The sequence below is a fragment of the Thermogutta hypogea genome (assembly GCF_055386265.1).
The window spans coordinates 3,887,578-3,910,676 of sequence record NZ_AP042425.1 but is presented as its reverse complement, the minus strand read 5'-3'; the positions used below and the strand labels follow the sequence as shown (position 1 = coordinate 3,910,676).

The window sequence follows — 23,099 nt, the reverse complement described above, 5'->3', positions numbered from 1 at the left end:
TTTCGCAACTCATTGCCGCGGAATATCGCATCCGCGTGTTCACGGGCGCCGCCCGCGCCGGGCGAGACGGCACCGCCGTTCAGCTTCGGGAACGCCCCTCGAAGTCGGCGCTGCTGCCGATCCGAAAGCGGAGACCGCGGATTTTCCAATCCGGCAGGCGGGTCCGCAGGGCTTGCAACAATTCGTCTCGACGAAACATCAACTCTTGCAAAAGGGCGGAGGTTCGCACCCGCACCTCGATATAACCTCGAGCACCTTTGACGGCCGCCGAATGGGCCGCCCAATCTCCGGCCGCTTCGCGCCAGGCCGCCGTCAGTCGGCGGTGCTCGTCGAAGCGGGCCGCGCCCGAGCGGGCCAACAGCTCGCTCACGATCCGGCCCAACCACTGCGGGCCTCCCCGCCCTCGTTGCCACCGTGGATCCCCGCGACGCGGCATCCGGCACGCTCCTTTCCACCGCCGTCCAGCCCGAGGCGTCACGCGGCGGGCGTGGGATCCAGCGGCATGACCAGATGGTTGTAGCCGTCGTTGGTGGCAGCCAGTACGGCCGTGCTCGGCCCCCAGACCTTCCACGTCACGGTCCCCTGATCGTCCAAGACCCGCAGAAAATCGATCACGAATCGCGGATCCAAACGTACCAGCAACTCCTCGCCCTCGTAGGGAATGGGCAACTCGATCCGCGACTCCCCGAATCGAGAGCCGCGCGACGAAAGCACCATGTTCCCCGAGGTCAACGTGTAGACTACCGAGCGGTGATTCTCGTCCGTCATGATCGCGGCCTGCCGGGTCACGGAGAGGAACTCGCCCACGTTCAGTTCCAAGGCCACCGGATTTTCCCTTTTGGGAAAGACGTTCCGCCAGTTGGGAAAGCGGCCTTCCAACAGCCGCAGCGTGACCGCGGTGGAACCGATTTGAACCTGAGCCGATCCGTCCAGGATGGCCAACTTGATGGGATCTTCGCCGTCGCCCAGCACCCGCTCCAGCAGTTGCACGCCGCGGAGGGGCAGGACCACGCCCTCGCTCGGCCGATGCTCGCCGACGCGATCCACGGGTCCCTCTTGAATGGCCATCCGCCGCCCGTCCGTGGCCACCGCGTAAGCCGTCTTATCCCCCAGCTCGAAGTACACGCCGCCCAAGGCGTAGCGCGTGCTCTGCGGATCGGCGGCGAAGGCCGTCCGCACGATCATCTGGCGAAACAGACGCGAGGACACTTGATGATAAGCCTCCGCCGAGAAACGGGGCACCTCGGGGTATTCCAGGGGATCGGGCGTGGGGAATTGGAACTCGCTGCGGCTGCCCAACAACAGGACCGTCGTCCCCATCGACTCCAGGCGGAGCTTCTCCTCGCGCGACTCCCGCAGCGTCTGCATTACCAAACGAACGGGGAGCAGGGCCTCGCCGGGGACTTCCGTCTCCACCCCCTCCAACTCGCAGCGCAGGCCCACCTCCAAATCGGTCGCCTGAAGCACGCACTCGCCGTCCTTGCAGTCCAGCCGCGCGTTTTCCAGGATGGGCTTGGGAGTCCGGGTCGGCACCACCGCGGCGGCCGTCTGCAAAGCCTGCAATAGCTTCTCCCGCTCGAACGCGATCTTCATCATTCCAACCCTTCGTCAAAGCTGAACAAGGCGTTTCGATATTCCCCGTAAGAGCCGCTTCCGACTCTCGTTGCTTGCATCCGTGCCGCCTTCTTTCTCCAATCACCACCCAACCGTTTTCGCCACCCTCTTCATGATCGTTGCAATCCATCCCTTCCGAAAGAATTGGGGTAAACTACAACTCCTCGCAGCCGATGCCGATCACTTATTCCTAGAGGCTCACTTCCACTAATTGTCTTCTCAACTTTATCCAGGTATCCGAACCAAACTCACTTTCCCAATCCACGGGCCGGGGAATTGACGCGAGGCACAGCGCCTTGTTGGTTCATAATTATTTCTTTCTCACTATGGTTATAGTGGGAAGCCGTCGGCCGTCGAAAAAGCGGCCCTCTTCAAGCGCAACTCTCTGCGGCAACGAGTCTTGCGATTCTTTTGCGACGGGGGAGGAGGATGTCGCTTTCTCGTCGGTTTCCCGTCAACGGCCGTCAATGGTTGTTGATGATTCCGCCCTTTTGAAAAGGGCCTGTCAGTAACCGCTGGGTTATTGACAATCAGCGACAATCCGGACGTTCTATTTAGCTCCCTATTTATACAATATATACCTCTTATTTAACTCATGTTATCTATTTATACTAGCACGTCTCCTTTTACAAAGAAGCTTGGATTTCTCGGCGATTTCGGCTGCCGCCAAGCGGAGGCAGGCGTCTTTGCCGAGGGCACTTTGCGCTTTGCGGAACGCGTAGGAGATGGTGGTATGATCCCGACCGCCGAGGATCTTCGCGATTTGCCGGAGGCTCTTGCGGGAAAGCGTGGCCATCAGATAGACGGCGATCTCTCTCGCGCGAACGACGGTCCGCGATCGGCTCGGGCCTTTCAATTCGGCCGCGGGAACGCGGAAATGCCGGGAGACGGCGCGGAGGACTTGGCCGGGGGTGGGCGGCGCGGGCCGCTCGACCTGTTTTAGCAATCGCTTGGCGGCCGCCAGGTCGATCGTGCCTTCGCCGACCAAGAACGCCGCGTTGACCGAGAGACCGAGGACCTGGCCCGCCGGACCGGGGCACGCTTCCACCAGGTGTTCCAAGGCCGCCGGCGTCGCCTTCAAGCCCCGCCTTCCCAGGGCCAAGCGAAGCAGATCCGCCCGAGCCGGGGCGGAGGGGTACTCCACCGGCAGCGCGTAGCCGCCGCTGAGGCGAGAGCGGAGGCCCTCGCTCAGCCCTTGCAGCCGGTTCGGATGGCGGGTGCTGGTTACGGCCAAACGCATCAATCCCTGCTCCACCCGGCGAAACACGTTCAACAGTTCCATCTCCGCGGCCGGGTAGTCCTGTAAATGGTGGATGTCATCAAGGAGGAGCCATTGCGCCCCTTTCCACGCCGCGCGAAACGCCCGCGTTCGGCCCTGGTCGATGGCGGCGGTCAGGCCCCGCACGAAGTCCGTCGCCGTGGCCGCCAGCACATGATCGCGGGGGAATACCGCCCGCAAGATCTCCCACAGCAAACGCAAAAGGTGCGTCTTCCCGCTGCCCGTCGGTCCGTACAACACCAGCGAGAACGGGCCTGCCCTGGGCAGCTCCAGCATGTGCTGCATGGCGGCTAGGACGGCCAGATTCTCCTCACCGGTGACGAAAGGGAGCGGGGCGTCGGGCGGGATCGAAAACGCCTCCCTGTCGGGGCCGTCTTCCACCACGTGCACGCCGGGTAACACGATCTCCGCGCGCCGCGTCATCACCGCCGGGATGCCCTCCCCAATGCCAAGAGGTCGGTTCCAGGGACAATCCAACGAGCCTTCGACAAAGCCGATATTTTACCAGTTTTGCGGCCGTCTTGCGAGACAAGGAGGGGACAATTAGGGAGATGGGGCCGATTTCGGTCATGACGCAACGGAGGCCGGTCAGGGTGGTGGCTTGGGGGCTGCGTTTTCGTTGATTTTTGCGTTGATGTGGAGCCTCCAGCGTAAGCTGGAGGTGTCTTCGATTTGGAGCCTTGGGCGTAAGCCCGAGGTGTCTTCGGCGCCGCCCAGGATCTCACCGGCGGTTGACGCCGGCGGTCGATGCAGCGCATTTTCCTGCCACTTTGACAGATACACCTGCCCAAGACTTGATCCGCACGTACCATACCAGGGATGCGGCATTGGGAAAGCCGATCCCCCACCCGACGCGATCCCGCCGAACCCCTGGGGATGGAGGACGCCGGGACCGTACTTTTGGGAAAGGCGCTTCAAGGTTTGCGGGAACGGCCGAGATTTGCTAGATTCACGGCACTTTTGACGGGTTGTCGAGGCGCCATGGCCGAAAGTGAGCGGGAAATCGTAGCATTTGGTGCGGGTTTTTGAGCGGAAAACGGGGTAGAAAAGGGATAATTGGGGGAGAGGCCGGAGGGGCAGGCGGGCGAGGGCGCTCATTTTCGGCATATGAATTGCTAAAGTAAAAAGTGGCGTTTTCCGGCGAGCCGAGGGGGTCTCGCCCGTCCGCAGGGTCCGCAATGCAGTTGTCAGCTCCAGCCCTACTAATTACGGATGACGACAGCCGTTTGCGGCAGACCTTGCGCGAGTATCTCGAACGGCAGGGTTACGCTGCGTACGAGGCGGGCGACGGCGAGGAGGCACTCCAGATTCTGGAGCGGCGCTCCGTCCACGTCATGTTAGTGGACCTGCACATGCCCAAGCTCAGCGGACTGGAGACGCTGCAACTAGCCCGCAAGCTGCACGCCGTCTTGCCCTGCATCCTGATGTCCGCGGAACTGGACCCGGAGATCATCGAGCAGGCCCGGGCCAATGCCGTCTTCGAGATTCTCGCCAAACCGTTCTCGGTGCGGCAAGTGGCCTCCGTGGTGCGCGAGGCGCTGCGAACGACCTACGATTGGTCGATGTAGTTTGCCCCGGCGAGATTTTCCGGTGGCGCCCGGCCGCACCACCGGCTTGCGCCCGCGGCTCCAGCACCACCAGCTAACGCCGGTGGCTCGAGGTTTTCGCGTGCAATCCCCACCAGCTCACGCTGGTGGCTCGAGGATGCGATAGTTTTTCGTCGATTGGGAGCCTCCAGCGTAAGCTGGAGGTGTCCATGGCGCTACCCGGGATTTGCCACCGGCTCGCGGCGCCACCGCCGGCTCACGCCGGCGGCTCGTGGTTTTCGCGTGAATTCACCACCAGCTAACGCTGGTGGCTCGGGTTAAACCACCGGCTCACGCCGGCGGCTCGATTCTACGCCAGGCCCTTTCGGACGGCCCAAACGGCGGCCTGGGTGCGGTCGCTGACCGCCAGTTTGCGCAGAATATTCTGCACATGCTCCTTGACGGTCTCGACGCTGATGTCAAGCGAAAGGGCGATTTCTTTGTTCGAGAGGCCGAGCGCGATGTGCCGCAACACTTGGGCCTCGCGCTGCGTGAGGGAGACATCGTCATCCTCGACGGGTGCGCGGGTTTGCATGGCCTGGGCGATCGCGCCCATCTCGCCCGACAGCGTCGGCGGTTGATGTGAGGCCGCCCCTTGGATCGCCCGCACGACCTCCTCCCGGGAACACCCTTTCAAGATGTAGTCGCAGGCCCCGAGGGCGACGGCTCGCGCCACGTAGGTGGGGTTCTGAAATGTCGAGAGGATGACGACCCGCGACTGGATATTCCGCTCGCGGATTTTCGCCAGGGCTTCCAGGCCGTCGATATCCGGAAACCGGATGTCGAGGAGAATGACGTCGGGCCGTGTTTCCTCGGCCTTGCGGACGGCCTCTTCACCGCCGGCCGCCTCCGCCACGATTTCGATGTCCGTTCCGGCCAAGAGCTGCCGCAAGCCCCAACGAATCACCTCGTGATCGTCCGCGATCATCAACCGAATGGCCATCTTTGCTACTCCGTAAGAGTGTCATCCCACCGAGTCATCACCGGGCAGATCGGTCGCTTATGGCGAAAGCCGCGCCGGCCGCGCTTCACCCAACCCGGCAAAAGATGCACACCTCACAACGATGTCAATCCATACTAAAGGTACCACAAGAGGGGCGGGTTTGGCAACCGCCACGATAGGGAAAGCAAGTTAAATGGGGGGAGGCGGCCGAGAAAAATCATAAGGGACGGGTGTAACGCTTAACGCGATCATTCTAGCAAGGCAAGGCAACAGAAAAGTTTCTCAAACATCCCACGTTGACTATCTTCTCAGCGTAATGTAGATATTTTGCGACGGATCGAGACACACGGCTTAGCCGGACCCGTCCGCATCGGCGGCCGAAGCGGTGCCCGGCTCAGGGATGTCTGCCCGCGTTCCCGCGCTTCGATTGCGATTGCCCTGCCATGCCTGCTAATACGATCAAAGCCTCGCTCTTGCTGGTGGACGACGATCGGCACGTCCTCCAGTCGATGTCCGTCTGGTTGAGAGATCAGGGTTACCGCGTGGACACGGCCGCGAGCAAGGCGGAAGCCCAGGCCCTGGTCGACCGCAAGAGCTACGATGTGGCCCTGGTCGATGTGCGGTTGCAGGACGGGGACGGCTTCGAGTTGTTGGCGGAGTTCCGCCGCCGTCGCCCCGACCTGCCCGTCATCCTCATTACCGGATACGGCTCCGTGGACACCGCGGTGGAGGCGTTGCGGGCGGGGGCCTTCGATTTCCTCACCAAACCGCTGATCGACGACGAGCTGGCCTTGGCGGTTCAGCGCTGCCTGAAGCAGCGCGAGGTCGTCGAGGAAAACCGCAACCTGAAAGCCCAACTGGACATCCGCTATGGGCTGGAAAACATCGTGGGTCGCGACCACCGCATGTTGCGGATCTTCGACGTGATCGAAGCGGTGGCCGACACCAAGGCCACGGTGCTCATCACGGGCGAGAGCGGGACGGGCAAGTCGCTGATTGCGCGGGCGATTCACCGCCGCAGTTCCCGACGCGACAAGCCCTTCGTGGAGGTCGCCTGCGGCGCCTTGCCCGAGACCTTGCTGGAAAGCGAACTGTTCGGCCATAGGGCGGGGGCCTTCACCGGGGCCACCTCCGAAAAAGTCGGCAAATTCCAGTTAGCGCACGGGGGGACCATCTTCCTCGATGAGATCGGCACGGCCAGTCCCGCCTTGCAGGTCAAACTCCTCCGCGTCCTGCAAGACTACCAGTTTGAGCAGGTCGGAGGGACGCAAACGTTCACGGTCGACGTGCGGGTGATCTTGGCGACCAACGAGGACCTGCAGCGGGCCGTCAGCGAAGGGCGATTCCGGCGCGATCTGTATTATCGCATCAACGTGATCAACATCGAGCTGCCGCCGCTCCGCGAGCGGATCTCGGACATTCCTCTGCTGGCCGACCATTTCTTGAAGCGGATTTGCGAAGAGATGGGTCGGCCGGTCAAAACGCTCTCGCCGGAGGCCGCGGCCGTCTTGCAGACCTACCGTTGGCCCGGCAACGCACGCGAGTTGCAAAACGTCCTCGAGCGAGCCGTGCTTTTGGGAAGGGGAACGGCCATCGAGCCGGAGGACCTGCCGGCCGAGCTGCTGACGCAGTTGTCGGGGGAGGTGTCCGCGGCGGATGCCGCCCCGCTCAAGCAGGCCTTGCAACTCCCCGAGCGGCAAATCATCTTGCAGGTGCTGGAGATGAACGGCTGGAACCGGCAGGCCGCCGCCAAGGCCCTGGGGATCAATCGGACCACGCTGTACAAGAAAATGAAGCGGCTGGGAATCGAGGCCCCCCGCGGCGAGGGCAAGCCCGTCCCTTCTCAGGCATCGTGCTAGTGCATCGTGCTCGGCAACAAACACCGCCGGAGCCGCCCCGCCGGCTCAAAGCCGGAAAGCCCATGTCGTGGGTGCAGACGTGTCGTATAATTCGACACGGAGTACACGGAATGACCGGTCCACGTGCGGCCTCCACCCCGCGGGTGATGAGAATTCGGCGGCGAGTTTCGGCCTTTTTTCCGCTTTTTTCCGGTATCGAGCCGAAAACGCCTGCCGCGCACTGCCGCGCGGGAACGGAAGTTGCACGGTGGTGGCTCGGAGATGCGTCGCGTTTTCGTTCGTGTGGTTTTCGTCAATCTGGAGCCTCCAGCGTAAGCTGGAGGTGTCTCCGGCGCTACCCGGGATTTACCACGGGTGAACACCACCGGCTCACGCCGGTGGCTCGGGGTTTTCGGGCAGATTCACCACCAGCTCACGCCGGTGGCTCGGGGTTTTCGCGCAGATTCACCACCGGCTCACGCCGGTGGCTCGGGGATGCGTTAATTTTCGTCAATCATTCTAATTTGGAGCCTCGGGCGTAAGCCCGAGGTGTCTACGGCGCTACCCAAGATTCCCATTCACTTCCGGAGGAGTGCCATCCATGGCGGACCGCGGTTTGCGATCGGAGCGTTGCGTGCGGCTTGTGCGACTTCGCCTGGGGACGTTGCTGCTGTTGCCGGCGTGCCTATGGGTTGTCGGCGGCGCAGCCCGGGCGGATGAGGAAACCGCCGCTCCGCCCCGCCTGGGGCCGGACCCCAACGCTTATCGCCAGGTCGTGGATCGCGGCATTGCCTACTTGGTCGAGCGTGGGCAGGCGGCCGACGGCTCGTTCAGCGGCGAAACCGGCCTCGGCATCACCGCGCTGGCCGTCACCGCCCTGCTGCAAAACGGCAAGACCGTGAACGACCCGGCCGTGCGTTCCGGCCTGGCGTTCATCGAAAAGCACGTCCAGCCGGACGGCGGAATCTACTTTCCCGGCACGTATTACAAAAACTACGAGACCTCCATCGCCATGATGTGCCTGCATCAGGCCGACGCGGAGCGCTACCGCCAAATCATCGCCGACGCCGAGCGCTTCGTCAAAGGCATCCAGTGGGATGAGTCGGAGGACCAGACGCCGGCCGATTACACGTACGGCGGAGCGGGCTACGGGCGAAACCGGCGGCCCGACCTCTCCAATACCGCCTTTCTCATCGACGCCCTGCGGAGCATCGGCCGCGGACCGGACGACCCCGCCATCCAAAAGGCCCTGGTCTTCGTCTCGCGCTGCCAAAATCTGGAGACCGAGCACAACACCACGCCGTTCGCCGCCAAGAATCCCGACGGCGGATTCTACTACACGCCGGCGGCGGGCGGGCAAAGCATGGCCGGCGAAACCCCCACCGGGGGACTCCGCAGCTACGCCTCCATGACCTATGCCGGCCTCAAGAGCATGATCTACGCCGGCTTGACCGCCGACGATCCCCGCGTCCAAGCCGCCAAGCAGTGGATCGCCAAGAATTACGACCTGGAGTCCAATCCCGGCATGGATCAGCAAGGACTCTACTACTACTATCACACCTTCGCCAAGACGATGGATGCCTTGGGCGAACCGCTGTTCACGGACGCGGCGGGCAAGACGCACGATTGGCGGGCGGAACTGTTCGACGCCCTCCGCAAGCGGCAGCGTCCCGACGGCTCCTGGGTCAACCAGGCCGACCGCTGGATGGAGGGCGATCCCAACCTGGTGACGGCCTACAGCCTGATGGCCCTGTCTTACTGCCGCCCGTGAGCGCCGCTCCACGTGGGCGTCATGAGCCTCCAGCGTAAGCTGGAGGTGTCTACAGCGCTATCCGGGATTTGCCGCCGGCTCACGGCTCCACCGCCGGCTCACGCCGGCGGCTCGGAGATGCGTTGCGTTCTCGTTCGTGTGGTTTTCGTCAATTTGGAGCCTCCAGCGTAAGCTGGAGGTGTCTCCTGCGCTAGCCGGGATTTGGCACCGGCTCGCGGCTCCCACCGCCGGCTCACGCCGGTGGCTCGGAGATGCGTTGCGTTCTCGTTCGTGTGGTTTTCGTCAATTTGGAGCCTCCAGCGTAAGCTGGAGGTGTCTCCTGCGCTAGCCGGGATTTGGCACCGGCTCGCGGCTCCCACCGCCGGCTTACGCCGGCGGCTCGGGGATGCGTGTTCAACTGCGAATTCGTCAGAGCCTCGGGCGTAAGCCCGAGGTGTCTCCGTCGCTACCCGGCATTCCCCCCTCCTCACGCCGTACTTCGCGGAGCAAGGCGACCGGCCTATAATGGGAATTCTGACTTTCTTGAGCAACCTATGGGTAATTGAGCGACACGGAGCGAACCGGCATGAATTCCCCCACCGACCCCAAGGTCTTTTGGCACGAACACGCCGTCAGTCGGCAGGAGCGCGAGCGGCTTCACGGGCACAAGGGGTGCGTCCTGTGGTTTACCGGCCTGAGCGCGTGCGGCAAGAGCACGGTGGCAAACTTGGTGGATCACCGCTTGCACGCTTTGGGTTGCCATAGCTACGTGCTGGACGGTGATAACATCCGGCACGGCCTGAACGCCTCGCCCGCCATGTTGAAGGAGCGGCACGGCGAGGAGTTCGCCAAGCGATTCGGTTTGGGGTTTTCGGCTCAGGATCGGGAAGAGAACATCCGCCGCATCGGGGCGGTGGCCAAGCTCTTTGCCGAGGCCGGGATCATCGCCATCACGGCCTTCATCAGCCCGTACCGCGCGGACCGCGACCGCGTGCGCGCCTCGATGCAGCCGGGCGACTTCATTGAAATCTACATGAACGCCCCGCTCGAAGTGTGCGAGGCCCGGGATCCCAAGGGGCTGTACAAGAAGGCCCGGGCGGGAGAGATCAAGGGCTTCACCGGCATCGACGACCCCTACGAACCGCCGCTCCAGCCGGAATTGACGTTGGATGCCGGCACCCGCTCGCCCGATGAACTGGCCGACGCAGTGCTAGGCTACCTCCGCGAACGGGGCATCCTCTCTCGCTAATCCGCCGCGACGCCGCAGCGTGAGCGCCTCCAGCGTCCGAGCCTCGGGCGTAAGCCCGAGGTGGCGTAACCTGGGAGCCTCCAGCGTGAGCTGGAGGTGTCTACGGCGCTGCCCGGGATTTACCGCGGGTGAGCACCACCAGCTCACGCCGGCAGCTCGGGTGTTTGTTCGCGGATGCGTTTGCATGGAGCCTCCAGCGTCAGCTGGAGGTGTCTCCGGCGCTGCCCGGGATTTACCACCGGCTTCCTCAGCCGCTGAAGCGGATGAGCAGGATGTCGTCCTCGTGAACCACGTAGTCCTTGTGCTCGTGGCGGACCAAGTTGTGGGCCTTCATCTCGCGCTCGCTTCCCAAGCGGACGAGATCGTGGTAGTTCATCACCTCCGCCCGAATGAAACCCTTGGCCAGATCGGTATGGATGGCCTCGGCGGCCTCGACGGCGGTGGCTCCGCGGCGGACGAGCCAGGCACGGACCTCTTTCTGGCCGGCCGTCAAGAAGGTTTGTCTGCCGGAGACCCGAAGCAGCATCCAGAGCAATGCTCCGCGATCGGCCCCGCCCACGCCTAGCTCGGCCTGAAAGGCCGCCCGTTCCTCGGGATTCATGGCCGCCAGTTCCACCTCGAGGGAAAGCGGCGCGGCGAAGACGGGCAATTCCGCGGGCAGCATGGGGACGAAGCGGTCGAAGTCGGTCTCGTCGTCGGCCGTGTTGACCACGACCAATTGGGGCTTTTCGTTGAGCAGCCGAAAGGCCCGGGTATGCCGCAGTTCATGCGGTTGCATGTCGCTTTCGGTGAGCGGTCGGCCGGCCTCCAGACCCTCCTTGACTCGTTCCAGCACCGCCAGTTCCTCCTCGAACGTTTCGCGATCCTGTTTGGCCCGCGGTTTACGGAGGGCCTCTTGCACCCGTTCGATCCGGCCGGTCACGATTTCCAGGTCGGCCAGGATCAAGTCTTCCCGGAAGGACTGCAACTCGGCGGCGGGGTCGGCGCCGCCGAAGGCGGGCACGACCAGCACCAAGCAGCCCACGTCGCGCAGCACGGCCAGCTTGGCGGCGTTGCCCTGATGGGAGCGGTTCAAGCCCGGCGTATCCAGAATCTCCAGGGCCGCGGGGGTGACCTTTTTGGCGTCGTAGAGTTTGCGGAGTTCTTCCAGGCGCGGGTCGGGCAGGGCCGCCATCGCGCTTTGACCGCTGTGCGACAGCGCCGGATCCGGCGCCACGCCCGTCAACCAGTGAAACAGCGTACTCTTCCCGCAGCCCTGATAGCCCACCAATCCGATCTGCATGACAGACTCCGTCCCCGCTGGGGTTGACTTGGCCGGGATGGTTCCGGAAATCGGCGCCCGCCGTCATGGGCGGGCGACGATCTACCGCCGGCGCGGCAAACGTATTCACGTGTCCGTGAGAAATTGCTCGAGTTTGCGACGCACGCGCTCCGGCCTGCGAAGCTGGCATTCCCAAATGACCAGCACGGACCAGCCCAGCCGCCGTAATCGCCGACGCACGCTGCGATCGCGCCGGGCGTTCCACTCCAGTTTGCGCCGCCAGAAGTCGGTTTGGGAGGCGGGCAGCGATCTTCCCTTACGACAATGATGCCGATGCCAGAAACATCCGTGTACGAAAATGACGCGGCGACGCGAGGCGAACACCAGGTCGGGAGACCCGGGCAACGATGCCACGTGCAGCCGGTAACGGCAACCCAGCGCGTGGACCATGCGGCGGACCGTCATTTCGGGCGAGGTGTCCTTCCCCTTGATCGACCGCATGATGGCGGCACGTTTCTCGGCGGAGAATACATCCGTCATGACGACTCACCGATAGCGCGACGCAGCCGCTGCAAAACTTCGTTCCGCTTTCCCTGATGTACCTCATCATGACACCGACTGCAAAGGACGACCAGGTTTTTTGCGGCGTTTTCGCCTCCTCGTGCATGCGGCGTCAGATGGTGGAGCTCCAGTACGCGCGGGTCCTCTTCCCGCCATTGTTCGATCCGCCAACCGCAGATCCGACAGGCGTTTCCATCGCGAGCATAAACCTTGCGCTGTTCGCTTTCCGGAATGTGTCTGTCGTGCTCTTGGGCCACGCGATCCGCCGAGAGGAGAACGTACTGGCCGGGCTTCAAATCCGGACGTCCGGTGAGGCAAGTCGCGATCGGGAAGCCTTCCTCCGTCCGCAATTCGCGAACCCGTCGGGCATATTCCTTGGCGCCCCGTGCCACATAAGCCAACTCCTCGGTCGTCACGGGTTTGCCCACGTTTTCCAGCAAATAGCGGAGGACTCGCTCGCGCGCCCCGACCGAAAGCCGGCGGATGCGGTTGGCGACGTGCCATCGCCGGGCGGCATCCGGATCGGGCTGCGCGTCGATGAGAAAATACTGGTTGGGTCGAAGCGAGATTTCCTCCCCGTGCAGGCGGGCACCGGTGAGAATCAAGTATCCGTGCTCGACGCGCAATTGGCGGACGCGCCGGGCGTACTCCGAAATACCCGCCACCACGGCCAATTCCGCGCCGTCGATGACCGTTTGCGGGTAGCGGAGGAAGTAGAGCCGCAGTCGTTCGATCGCGGCACGCGCGGAAACGCCGTACCGATCAAGAACCCGAAGCCCCAACTTGCGAAGCGAGCCGTGCAGGCGGACCAATCGTAAGACTTTCTCGCGCAGGTCCTCGTCACCCGCCGAGGCGCCTAAGCGGCGTAGCTCCGCATCGATCTGCCGGACCAAGCCCTCCCAGCGGTCATCGCTTTGACGCGGCAGTGCATCCCCGGGGTCGCTCATGGCTTCAAACGACTTCCGCCGTCGGTCGGGCCAGGGCCTTGACGGATCGGAGCAGGTGCCGCGCGATGGCTTCCGCCAAGGGCGGAGGAACCGCGTTCCCGATCTGAATGCCGACCTCGATCTTGGAGCCGTGAAAGATGTAATCGTCGGGAAAACCTTGCAGGCGAGCCGCCTCGCGATGGGTGATCGGCCGGTCGGCTTCGGGGTGCAGGTAACGCCCCTTCTCGGGCTTATAGAACTCCGTGCGGATCGTGACCGAGGGTCGGTCCCACCACAGTCGCCCGAACAAATCCGTGCCGCCCTTGGTCTTTCGTTTCCAACAATCGGGCATCAAGTGCGGAGGGAGGTCCCAGCGATTTCCCCCCGGCGGAATACAGCGGTATCGCTCCAGGGATTTGGCGGTGGGGTTGCGGCCGATGTGCCAGTTCCGGCCGTCCGGCTCCGGCGGCAGGTCGCCGATGGCATCGCGAACCGTCTTCCAGGGAAGCAGCGTTCCACCTAACAGCGGCGTGATCTTGCTCGGATCGGCATGAGTCGGCGGGGGAAAGGAAACCACATCGTCTCGAACGCCGATCAGAAAGGCCCGCTTGCGCAGTTGCGGCACGCCGTAATCGGCCGCGTTCAAGATTCGGCCTTCCACGCGGTAGCCCAGCGACGCGGCCTTTTTCTTCAGTTCCACGAACTCTTGCGAGGATAGGATGGGCGGGACGTTTTCCATTACGAAGGCCTTGGGCATCACTTGTTCCACGGCCCGCAGGAACTCTCGCCACAGTTGGTTTCGCGGATCGAACGGCACGCGGTCGCCCAAGTTGCTGAATCCCTGGCACGGCGGCCCGCCGGCAATCACGTCCGCTTGCGGAAAGCGGTCGATCTCTTGGATGGCACATTGCGCCACCCGGTCCGTGATATTGGCCCTCAAGGTTTGGCAGGCGGCGGCATCCCATTCGTTGGCCAAGACGGTGCGAAAGCCGGCGCGCCGGAACCCCAGGGCCATCCCGCCGGCCCCGGCGAACAGTTCCAACACCGTCGGGCCTTCCTCGCTCGACGGTTCATCGAGAAAGCGTCGCCAGTCGTGCCGGCGGTCCCCGCCGCTCTCGAACGGATACAGTCGATAGGTCCGCTCTCCGGTCCTTTCCAGGGCCAGCACATCTCCCGTTTGAATGCCGTGATGCTCGAAGAATTCCCGCACCCAGGTGCGGCTGCGAAAGAATCCACGGGGTTTTCCCGTTTTCGTGTCGATCGCCAATTGCGTCTCCACGGTGCGGTTTAAGCCTTCCAAATAGACGGCGACGGCGCCGCCGGTCCCGTCGCCCCGATTTGCCGGGTCCAGGCAATCGGCGGGAAAAAAGTCCAGGTGGCGATGGACGTAGAGATGGTGATTCCGGAGATTTCCGGCCGTGACCTGCAAGAATCGTTTCTTGTCTTCCGCGTTACCGCTCATCCAAGGCCTTTCCCTGCCCTATAACCGTTCCGCGGCGATACCTGCAAGCGGTTCCGAAGCGACGGAGTTTACGCCGGCGGCCCGTGTCGCTCGCCTTCGCTGCCCAAATTTCCGTCGGCTTCCGGCCGTTTTTTCAGGCGTACGGGGCCTTAGTGGGAAGCTTATAAGACGCAATCGGGGGTGTCAATGCGCGACCCGCTCGGGGCGGCTGCGAAGGCATGGGCGGGCCGCTGCGACTCTAGCGGGAGCGATCCTCCATCCGTTCGATGTACGCCCGCAGGCGCTCCACCTCGTCCGAAATGTGCCGGATGCGGACCATGTTGTCCAACCGTTTGAGGAGTTCCAGCTTGTGGATCGGCTTGCTGAGGAAGTCGTCGCAGCCGGATTGGACGGCCCGCTCGATGTCGCCCGGCTCGTTCAGCGCCGTCACCATCAGGACCATGATTCCCTTGGTCCGGGGATCGGACTTGAGCTGCTTGCAGACCTCGAAGCCGCTCAGCCGCGGCATCATGATGTCGAGCAGGATGACGTCGGGCTGGAAGCGTTCCACCGCCCGCAGCGTCTCCTCGCCGTCCGCCGCGACCGCCGTCTCGCAGTCGAAATCGGCGAGGTACGCTTCCAGCAGCTCCACGTTGGTGGGGTTGTCGTCGGCGATGAGAATCTTGCTCTTGGGGGCCATGATCGAGTACCGGACCACGAGTGGGACGATGGTTTTGCGGCAATTTCGCCTCTTGAAGCGATTATAAGGGAGGGCCGCCGCGGCAAGAAGGTCGCCGCCGTGGAAAGATGCGGACACCGACACCGACACCGCCGGCTGACGCCGGCGGCTCGAGCGCCGGCAGCTCGGGGATGTGTTGCGTTTTCGTTAACGTAGAGCCTCCAGCGTAAGCTGGAGGTGTCTTCGGCGCTACCCGGGATTCACCACCGGTTCACACCACCAGCTTACGCCGGTGGCTCGAGCGCCGGCAGCTCGGGGATGTGTTGCGTTTTCGTTAAAGTAGAGCCTCCAGCGTGAGCTGGAGGTGTCTTCGGCGCTACCCGGGATTCACCACCGGTTCACACCACCAGCTTACGCTGGTGGCTCGTGGTTTTCGCGTGAAAGCACCACCAGCTCACGCTGGTGGCTCGGGGATTCCAGCGCCGGCGGCTCGGAGATGCGTTGCGTTTTCATTCGTCGGGCCGGATGAAGACGTTCACCGACCCGGTGTTGTCGCCCAGCTCGGCGGGAGAATCGTTGATGCGGAGAAAGAGCGTCCCCGAGGCGGGAGGCGACCAATCGCAGCGGCTTCCGACCGCGACGGGATCGAGCAGTCCGCCGGGTTGATCGGTAGTAAAGTCGGGCGCATCCACGGCCGCCAGCAGCATTCCCAACGGTTTTCCGCGGTGGTAGCGGATGGTGACGCCGTCCGGCTCGCAGAGCCAATCGCCGCCGTCCCGGGCGATGGTGTATCGGCCTTGGGCGGTCAGCCGGTAGGTCTTGCCTGCCTCCACCCGGTAACCCGTGTTTTGCCAGCCGCGGTGGGAGGCGACGGAATAACGGGCGCCGCCGGTCGGCAAGGGCACGCCCGGCTGCAAATCCAGGGCCTCGGCCTCGAAGGAATAGCCGTACTCGATGTTATGCGTCAACAGCAGCCACTCCGTTTGCAGCAATCGCCGGTCGGGGGCGATGAGGCGTTCGAACTGTTGGGCGAAGTCGGGACGGTTCAGATAACGGGGTAGGCTGCGAAAGCGTTCGCGAAAGCGGGGATCGCCGTCCAGCAGGGCCGTCAAGGCCCAGCACCAACCGTAGGGTTCGACCTCGCGATGGGCGGTCGGCCCGAAGGCCAACACTTGCTCCAACGTCAGGCCGCGCCCCTCCCGCACCGCATCCCGCACGATCTTCACGCGTCCCCACATGGGAGCCTCTTCGGGCGAGCGGGGCGTGTAGGCCAAGGTCAGGGTGTTGCCGTCCCAAAGGTGGGTGCCCAACAGCTCCGCGATGCCTTCGTTGTACCAGGGCGGGGCGTTCTCTCCGAAGAACGCGCGGACGAATCCGTGCGTCCCCTCGTGCAGGAGCAGATGGCGGCGGTAGTAGTCGCTCGGTTGCTCGTACAGCCACAGCATGTCGCCGACGGAGTAGCCGTTAGCGAAGGGGGGCAGCCGGTCGGGGAGTAGGCCCAGCGCGCGAAACCGCCGGCGGTCGGCGATCAGGAATCCCCGCATCCGCCAGGCGTCATTCACGCCTTCCATACCGAAGTAGCGGCACCACTGGGGAAAGGCGGCATCGAAGACGCGGCCCAGGGAGTCCGTCTCGGGCGAGGAGGGGAGGTCGGTGTAGAGCGTGAGGTGCCGGCCTTCCAATCGTCGGATGCCCGCCGCTAGCAGCTTCGGTTCGTCGATCGTGACCCAGTCTTGCCCGGTCGAGGGCGGCGGATTCCCCTTCGAGCGATCCGTCGCCGAAGCGAACGACGCGGACCAAACCAGCACGGCGAGCAGGGCGACCGGCAGCGGTAAGCGGACCGCCGTGGGAACCCTCGAACGCCGCAAAAAGTCGTCATCCTTCACCGGCGACATAGGCAGTTCGTCCCAATCGCGTTATATTTTCGGTTCTATCGAGAGTTGTACCGGGAAACGGGATGACCGGGTTTGCACCTCGGGCCGGCGCCGGAGGCTCGCGCCCGCGGGTGATTCCGCCTGATGTCCTAAGGTTCGTTGCGATCAGGCCCCGAGCCGCCGCGGCGAACCGGCGGCGCAAGCATAGCGCCCGCGTTTTCCCGACTACCCGACTATTTGGATTTTAGATCAATTCCGTCCTTTAGGGCGCCCTTTCATGACGGTACGCACACGCTTCGCTCCCAGTCCCACCGGCTACCTTCACATCGGCGGGGTCCGCACCGCGCTGTTTTGCTGGTTGTTTGCGCGGCGTCACGGCGGGCGGTTCATCCTCCGCATCGACGACACGGATCAGCAGCGGAACGTCGAAGAGGCCTTGCAGCCGATTCTGGACGGGCTGCGGTGGCTGGGGATCGACTGGGACGAAGGGCCGGAGGCGGGGGGGCCTTGCGCTCCGTATTACCAGTCGCAGCGGCGGGAGATCTACGCGGCGGCCGTGGAATCGCTGCTGGCGTCGGGCATGGCCTACAAGGATTTCGCCGCGCCGGAGGAGATTCAGGCCGAGCGGGAGGCCGCCCAGGCCGAAAAGCGCCCCTTCGTGTACAGCCGCCGCTTCATGGCCGAAACGCCGGAAGACGAGGCCCGATTCCGCGCCCAAGGCCGCTCGCCCGTGGTCCGGCTTAAGATTCCCCGAGAGGGCAAGCTGGTCCTCCACGACCTGATCCGCGGCGACGTGGAGTTCGATTGGAGCCAAGAGCAGGACCATGTGATTCAACGGTCCGACGGTTCCGTGCTCTATCACCTGGCCAGCGCGGTGGACGATCACGCGATGGGGATTACGCACGTGATTCGGGCGGAGGAGCACCTCTCCAACACGCCGCGGCAAGTGTTCATCCTTCAGGCCCTGGGCCATGAGCCGCCGCAATTCGCCCACCTGCCGTTCGTGGCGGAGCCGGGCAGCAAGACCAAACTCAGCAAGCGGAAGCTGGAAAAATACCTGAAAAACCGCGATTTCGCCGAGTTGATGGACTTGGGCCGCGGGATCGCCCGGCGGATCGGTTCGGCGGTCTCGGACGACCTCTTCAATCCCGTGGTCGTGGATTTCTACCGGACCGTCGGCTTCCTGCCGGACGCGGTCGTCAACTATCTGGCCCTGTTGGGCTGGTCGCTGGACGATCGCACGGAGCACTTTTCGCGGTCGGAATTGATCGCGGCCTTTTCCCTGGACCGCGTGAACAAGGCCCCGGCGGCGTTCGATCCCAAGAAGCTGATGGCCTTTCAGCAGCGCCACATGCAGCAGGTGCCGCTCGCGGAGCGGACGGAGGCCGCGATTCCCTTCCTGCGGCAGGCGGGCTGGATTCCCGCCGACCTTTCGCCGGAACTGCGAGGGCGGGTGATGCGGGTGGTCGAAGCGGCGGGCGATCGGCTCCGCGTGGCCGGCGACATCCTCAACTACCCCGAGTTCTTCGTCCCCTATGAACAATTGGAATTCGATCCCAAGGCGGTGGAAAAGCACCTCAAGGCGGCGGGGGCGGCGGAACTCCTTTCCCGCGCGGCCGAGGCCCTGACCCGGGTCGATCCCTTCCTGCCCGCTCCGCTCGAAGAGGCCGTCCACGCCTTCGCCGAGCAAGAGGGGATCAAGATCGGCGGGATCATTCATCCGCTGCGGGTGGCGCTCACCGGCCGGACCGTGGGATTGGGGCTGTTCGAGACGCTGGCCATTCTGGGCCGGCACGAGGTCGCGGCCCGACTGGAGGCGGCTCGCCGTCGCTTTGCGGGCGAGGCGGAGCGGTGAACCCGACACGCGGTCCCCTTGTCGTGGCCCGGGGACGGGCAACAATAATGCGATGTGCAGCGCGGCAAGCTCATTCGGAAGTCCCCGGCCGAAATCCTTGCTTGCTCGCCATGGCGAAAAACAATCTCAAGGCGCTGGACCTATGAACGAGAACCCGTCTCACGACCGGCCGAGAGTAGAGAAGAACGGCCCGGACGGCGCGGCCGCGGAGGGCTGTCCGCCCTGCGAGGGCGGCGGCGATTTCCTCCGCGAGGCCGTCCGCGAGGACTTGCGAACCGGCCGCTACGACCGCGTCCACACGCGATTTCCCCCGGAGCCGAACGGCTATCTGCACATCGGCCACGCCAAGTCCATCTGCATCAATTTCGGGATCGCCCAAGAGTTCGGCGGCAAGTGCAACCTCCGCTTCGACGACACCAACCCCACCAAGGAAGACGTGGAGTACGTCGAATCCATCATGGAGGACGTGCGCTGGCTGGGCTTCGATTGGGAGGACCGCTGCTTCTACGCCTCCGACTACTTCGAGCAGCTCTATCAATGGGCGGAGGAGCTGATCCGCAAGGGATACGCCTACGTCTGCGATTTGACGCCGGACCAGGTCCGCGAATACCGCGGCACGCTGACGGAGCCGGGCCGCGAAAGCCCGTATCGCAACCGCTCGGTCGAGGAAAACCTCGATCTGTTTCGGCGGATGCGGGCGGGAGAGTTCCCGGACGGCTCGCGGACGCTGCGGGCCAAGATCGACATGGCCCACCCCAACGTCAACATGCGCGACCCGGTGATGTACCGCATCCTGCGGGCGACGCATCATCGCACCGGCGACAAGTGGTGCATTTACCCGACCTACGATTGGGCGCACGGGCAATCGGACTCCATCGAGGGCATCACGCACTCCATCTGCACGCTGGAGTTCGAGATTCATCGGCCGCTCTATGATTGGTTCATCCAGGCCCTGGGAATCTACGCGCCGCGCCAAATCGAATTCGCTCGGCTGAACCTGACCTACACCGTGATGAGCAAGCGGCGGCTCTTGCAGTTGGTGCAAGAGGGGCTGGTGCGGGGCTGGGACGATCCGCGGATGCCCACCCTTTGCGGCCTGCGCCGGCGCGGTTACACGCCGGAGGCGATCCGCGAGTTCTGCCGCCGTATCGGCGTGGCCAAGTACGACGGCGTGATCGACATCTCGCTGCTGGAACACTGCCTGCGGGAAGACCTCAATCGCCGCGCCGGGCGGGTCCTCGCCGTCCTCCGCCCGCTCCGCGTGGTCATCGACAACTACCCCGACGATCTGGTGGAAGAACTGGATGCGGTGAACAATCCCGAGGATCCGTCGATGGGCACCCGCAAAGTCCCCTTCTCCAAGGTGCTGTACATCGAGCAGGACGACTTCCGCGAGACGCCGCCGCCCAAGTACTACCGCCTGTCGCCGGGTCGCGAGGTCCGCCTCCGCTGGGGCTACTTCATCCGCTGCACCGAGGTGGTCAAGGATCCGAACACCGGCGCGGTGGCGGAGATCCATTGCACCTACGATCCCCAGACCCGCGGCGGCAACGCCCCGGACGGCCGCAAGGTCAAGGCCACCATCCACTGGGTGTCGGCGGATCACGCCCTGCCGGTGGAGGCGCGGCTGTACGATCACCTCTTCGTCAAGCCCGACCCGGACGACGTCCCGGAAGGCGCCGACTGGCGAGCGAACCTCAACCCCAATTCGCTGGAGATCGTCGCGCCCGCCTTCGTGGAACCCAGCGTGAAGGACGCCCCCGTGGGAACGCGCTACCAGTTCGAGCGGCTGGGCTACTTCTGCGTCGATCCCGACTCCCGCCCCGGCCGGCTCGTCTTCAATCGAACCGTCTCGCTCAAGGACGCTTGGGCCAAGATCGAGAAAAAGCTGGGGCAGGACGCCTGATGGAAACGATCCGCGGCAGCATCTACGACTATCCCAAGTACTACGACGTGCTCTTCGGAGCCGACTGTGCCGCCGAGATGCGTTTTCTCCAGGAGGCGTTTCGCCGCTATGCCAAGCGGCGCGTCCGCCGGGTCTTCGAGCCGGCTTGCGGCACCGGGCGGATGCTGATTCGCCTCAGCAACGCGGGCTACGCGGTGAGCGGATTGGACCTCAACCCCAAGGCGGTGGACTACTGCAACCGCCGCTTCCGGCAGGCCGGAAAAAAGCCCGTCGCCGTGCTCGGCGATATGACCGATTTCTCGCTCGCCCGGCCGTGCGACGCGGCCTACAACGCCATCAACAGCTTTCGCCACGTGGCGGAGGAAGGGGCGGCCGTCGGCCATTTCCGCTGCATGGCCGAGGCCGTGGCACCGGGCGGAATCTACGTCATCGGCTTGCACCTCACCCCGAACCGCCCGCCCCAATGCACGGAAGAGGCCTGGGTCGCCCGCCGCGGTATGTTGCAGGTCAATTCCCTCATGCAAAGCCTCAGCCTGGATCGCCGGGCGCGGCGGGAACGGGTCCGCCTGCAATTCGACGTCTACACCCCGCGGCGCTGCTTTCGCATCGTGGACGAGTTCGATTTTCGCACCTACACCGCGGAGCAATTTCGCGGCCTGCTGAAGAAGGCGGGCGGGTGGGAGATCGCGGCCGTCCACGATTTTCGTTACGATATCGACGACGTGATACCCCTGGATGATTGCACGGAGGACGCGGTCTTCGTGCTCCGCCGCATCCCCTGCTAGCGGACGCCGCAGGCTCGTGCTCGAAGGCCCGCGGGTTGCGTCGGCGCTCGGCAACCGTTCTCCAGGGCCGGGAGTGATCCGGCGGCCGGCGCTGCCGGGAGGGGCCTTTTCCGAATGCACTGCCTCTTCCGGTTCGCGTCTCCTCTTGCGGACCGCACCCCCTCTTGCACGGCGTATCGATAGAAGTCCTCTACCGGGGCCGCGGGAGCGCGCGTTGACGGCCGCAACCGACAGCGCGGTCCCGGTTGGGTGCAGCAATTGTTTCGGCTTGCAGAGCCGCAATGAAATCCCTGCTCGGCTCTGATTGGGGCCCGTCACAACATCGAGGGGCTGGGATCCTCGAACTCCGTGTTCAGAAGGTGCTCTTTAGACGATTGCGCGGGCTGCTTGAGTTCGGAAGGCGCGAAGGTGAAGAGACTGATGATGTCCGCCTGCGTGCGCTCCGGAAGCAGTTTCAGGTGGGGTTCGACCAAGGCATCCCGTTCCTCATGCGACAGGCCCTCGAATCGCGGGTCGATTACCCGAACGCGGATCGACGCCGAGTTATAGCGGTAGGCATCGACCTCCGCGAATCCGGCTTTGCGCAGGACATCCTCGACTTGGCGCGTCTCGTCCGTCCGTTTGCTTTCCCAGGGGCGCGAGGCTGTCGTGGTCATGGCACTTGACCCTCCACCCAATCATAAATGGCTTTGGCAGTTTTCAGGAAGGCGATCGTCTCACCTGTATCGCGCCGCCCCGTCTCGTACCTCAAGGCGGTGGTCCAATCGAATCGCCGCATTCGTTTGGCGATGTCAAGTGGGAGGGCGACCCCCAGTTCTTTCAGCTCACCGAGCAACACTTCCGCCCGGTGCATCTTCGCGCCGGAGGAAAGCAGCTTCAGTTTCTCCGGCTTGTCGGGATCGGGAGTTCGGTGCAAAACCAGGGCCTTGAACGAGCACTCGACGGCGTAACCTCCGATATATTGCGCATCCAGGGTCAGCTTTTCCCGCAGCAGGATCTCGGCAGTAGTCAGCCGCTGGGCCGCCACCTTCAGAAAGTCGCGCGGCGTTGTCGGCGGCATGAGCCTACTCCCGTGCCTGCAATACGCTCCTTCCCCCAATTCTAGGATGGTATCGGCCGGCCGTCATCAGCACGGCCGGCTGCCCGAGCCGCTCGCGTCGTTCCGGAATCCCCGTCATCAAGGGTTTTGCGATGAGGGTTAGAAAAGCCTTGCCGCAGGGAGCATGGGTTCGGCGCGTTTCTTGCGTGATTCCGGAGGCGGTTCTTCGCGATCTGTCGACCAAGCCGCAAGTCATGCAAGTATTGGGTGTGGAGCGAGAAAAGGCAGTTTCGTGCGTCCCTTGTCGCCCTGCCTCGGAGAGGAGCGCCCCGGCGGCGGTCGCCGTTCCCCAGGGCCGGGCGTGATCCGGCGGCCGGCGCTGCCGGGAGGGGCCTTTTCCGGATCGCACCGCCTCTTCCGGTTCGCGTCTCCTCTTGCGGACCGCACCCCCTCTTGCAAGTCATGCTTCATAATACCATCGCGCTATGGAATGAAATATTGCATTCTTGTAAT

General features: G+C 63.9%; 19 protein-coding genes. 7 read left to right on the top strand and 12 right to left on the bottom strand.

Features of this window, described 5'->3' with window-relative positions; translation table 11 throughout:
* Positions 1 to 79: 79 nt before the first annotated feature.
* From ACZ5B4_RS14115 to ACZ5B4_RS14105, 3 genes are all read right to left on the bottom strand, one after another.
* Complete coding sequence (locus ACZ5B4_RS14115) at positions 80 to 436, bottom strand: DciA family protein (RefSeq protein ID WP_464911873.1); 357 nt, start codon at positions 434 to 436, stop codon at positions 80 to 82.
* Between the two features lie 38 nt (positions 437 to 474).
* On the bottom strand, positions 475 to 1,596 hold the full coding sequence (gene dnaN / locus ACZ5B4_RS14110) for a DNA polymerase III subunit beta (RefSeq protein WP_464911872.1): 1,122 nt from the start codon (positions 1,594 to 1,596) through the stop codon (positions 475 to 477).
* Between the two features lie 616 nt (positions 1,597 to 2,212).
* Positions 2,213 to 3,316, bottom strand: coding sequence for a DnaA/Hda family protein (locus tag ACZ5B4_RS14105; RefSeq protein ID WP_464911871.1), 1,104 nt, complete (start codon positions 3,314 to 3,316; stop codon positions 2,213 to 2,215).
* A gap of 755 nt (positions 3,317 to 4,071) precedes the next feature.
* On the opposite strand from ACZ5B4_RS14105, the gene ACZ5B4_RS14100 reads away from it, so the two are divergent.
* Positions 4,072 to 4,461: a response regulator gene (locus ACZ5B4_RS14100; protein WP_464911870.1), complete on the top strand. Its 390-nt coding sequence runs from the start codon at positions 4,072 to 4,074 to the stop codon at positions 4,459 to 4,461.
* A 328-nt stretch (positions 4,462 to 4,789) separates the two neighbouring features.
* Here ACZ5B4_RS14100 and ACZ5B4_RS14095 read toward each other — a convergent pair whose 3' ends face one another.
* Entirely contained in the window at positions 4,790 to 5,422 is a 633-nt protein-coding gene (locus ACZ5B4_RS14095) for a response regulator (RefSeq protein WP_464911869.1), read from the bottom strand.
* Between the two features lie 443 nt (positions 5,423 to 5,865).
* Between ACZ5B4_RS14095 and ACZ5B4_RS14090 the strand changes: the two genes are divergently transcribed.
* From ACZ5B4_RS14090 to cysC, 3 genes are all read left to right on the top strand, one after another.
* A complete protein-coding gene (locus ACZ5B4_RS14090) occupies positions 5,866 to 7,281 on the top strand; it encodes a sigma-54-dependent transcriptional regulator (protein WP_464911868.1) in 1,416 nt (471 codons plus the stop codon).
* Positions 7,282 to 7,861: 580 nt separating this feature from the next.
* Positions 7,862 to 9,031 (top strand): prenyltransferase/squalene oxidase repeat-containing protein, encoded by a 1,170-nt coding sequence (locus ACZ5B4_RS14085; RefSeq protein WP_464911867.1) that lies wholly within the window; start codon positions 7,862 to 7,864, stop codon positions 9,029 to 9,031.
* A 565-nt stretch (positions 9,032 to 9,596) separates the two neighbouring features.
* Positions 9,597 to 10,259, top strand: a complete 663-nt coding sequence (gene cysC / locus ACZ5B4_RS14080; protein WP_464911866.1) for an adenylyl-sulfate kinase — start codon at positions 9,597 to 9,599, stop codon at positions 10,257 to 10,259.
* A gap of 247 nt (positions 10,260 to 10,506) precedes the next feature.
* Here the strand turns inward: cysC and ACZ5B4_RS14075 are convergent, their stop codons facing one another.
* The 6 genes from ACZ5B4_RS14075 to ACZ5B4_RS14050 all read right to left on the bottom strand — a co-directional run bounded on the left by ACZ5B4_RS14075 (position 10,507) and on the right by ACZ5B4_RS14050 (position 17,022).
* Positions 10,507 to 11,541, bottom strand: coding sequence for a DUF933 domain-containing protein (locus tag ACZ5B4_RS14075; protein ID WP_464911865.1), 1,035 nt, complete (start codon positions 11,539 to 11,541; stop codon positions 10,507 to 10,509).
* A 105-nt stretch (positions 11,542 to 11,646) separates the two neighbouring features.
* On the bottom strand, positions 11,647 to 12,060 hold the full coding sequence (locus tag ACZ5B4_RS14070) for a very short patch repair endonuclease (protein ID WP_464911864.1): 414 nt from the start codon (positions 12,058 to 12,060) through the stop codon (positions 11,647 to 11,649).
* Positions 12,057 to 13,028: an HNH endonuclease gene (locus tag ACZ5B4_RS14065; RefSeq protein WP_464911863.1), complete on the bottom strand. Its 972-nt coding sequence runs from the start codon at positions 13,026 to 13,028 to the stop codon at positions 12,057 to 12,059. The genes ACZ5B4_RS14070 and ACZ5B4_RS14065 overlap by 4 nt, the downstream gene beginning before the upstream one ends.
* Positions 13,029 to 13,032: 4 nt before the next feature.
* A complete protein-coding gene (locus ACZ5B4_RS14060) occupies positions 13,033 to 14,469 on the bottom strand; it encodes a DNA cytosine methyltransferase (RefSeq protein WP_464911862.1) in 1,437 nt (478 codons plus the stop codon).
* A gap of 238 nt (positions 14,470 to 14,707) precedes the next feature.
* Positions 14,708 to 15,265 (bottom strand): response regulator, encoded by a 558-nt coding sequence (locus ACZ5B4_RS14055; RefSeq protein WP_464911861.1) that lies wholly within the window; start codon positions 15,263 to 15,265, stop codon positions 14,708 to 14,710.
* 371 nt (positions 15,266 to 15,636) lie between these two features.
* The gene (locus ACZ5B4_RS14050) at positions 15,637 to 17,022 is read right to left on the bottom strand and encodes a hypothetical protein (RefSeq protein WP_464911860.1); all 1,386 of its coding nucleotides are present in this window, start codon (positions 17,020 to 17,022) and stop codon (positions 15,637 to 15,639) included.
* Between the two features lie 256 nt (positions 17,023 to 17,278).
* On the opposite strand from ACZ5B4_RS14050, the gene gltX reads away from it, so the two are divergent.
* The 3 genes from gltX (at position 17,279) to ACZ5B4_RS14035 (ending at position 21,547) form a co-directional block, all read left to right on the top strand.
* Positions 17,279 to 18,856, top strand: coding sequence for a glutamate--tRNA ligase (gene gltX, locus ACZ5B4_RS14045; protein ID WP_464911859.1), 1,578 nt, complete (start codon positions 17,279 to 17,281; stop codon positions 18,854 to 18,856).
* Between the two features lie 142 nt (positions 18,857 to 18,998).
* Positions 18,999 to 20,762: a glutamine--tRNA ligase/YqeY domain fusion protein gene (locus tag ACZ5B4_RS14040; protein ID WP_464911858.1), complete on the top strand. Its 1,764-nt coding sequence runs from the start codon at positions 18,999 to 19,001 to the stop codon at positions 20,760 to 20,762.
* Positions 20,762 to 21,547 carry a class I SAM-dependent methyltransferase gene (locus ACZ5B4_RS14035; protein WP_464911857.1) on the top strand — a complete coding sequence of 262 codons (786 nt, stop codon included), beginning with the start codon at positions 20,762 to 20,764 and terminating at the stop codon, positions 21,545 to 21,547. Before ACZ5B4_RS14040 ends, ACZ5B4_RS14035 begins: the two co-directional genes overlap by 1 nt.
* Positions 21,548 to 21,861: 314 nt before the next feature.
* On the opposite strand, the gene ACZ5B4_RS14030 is transcribed toward ACZ5B4_RS14035, so the two are convergent.
* A complete protein-coding gene (locus ACZ5B4_RS14030) occupies positions 21,862 to 22,203 on the bottom strand; it encodes a hypothetical protein (RefSeq protein WP_464911856.1) in 342 nt (113 codons plus the stop codon).
* Positions 22,200 to 22,607 carry a HEPN domain-containing protein gene (locus ACZ5B4_RS14025; RefSeq protein WP_464911855.1) on the bottom strand — a complete coding sequence of 136 codons (408 nt, stop codon included), beginning with the start codon at positions 22,605 to 22,607 and terminating at the stop codon, positions 22,200 to 22,202. Before ACZ5B4_RS14025 ends, ACZ5B4_RS14030 begins: the two co-directional genes overlap by 4 nt.
* Positions 22,608 to 23,099 lie beyond the last annotated feature (492 nt).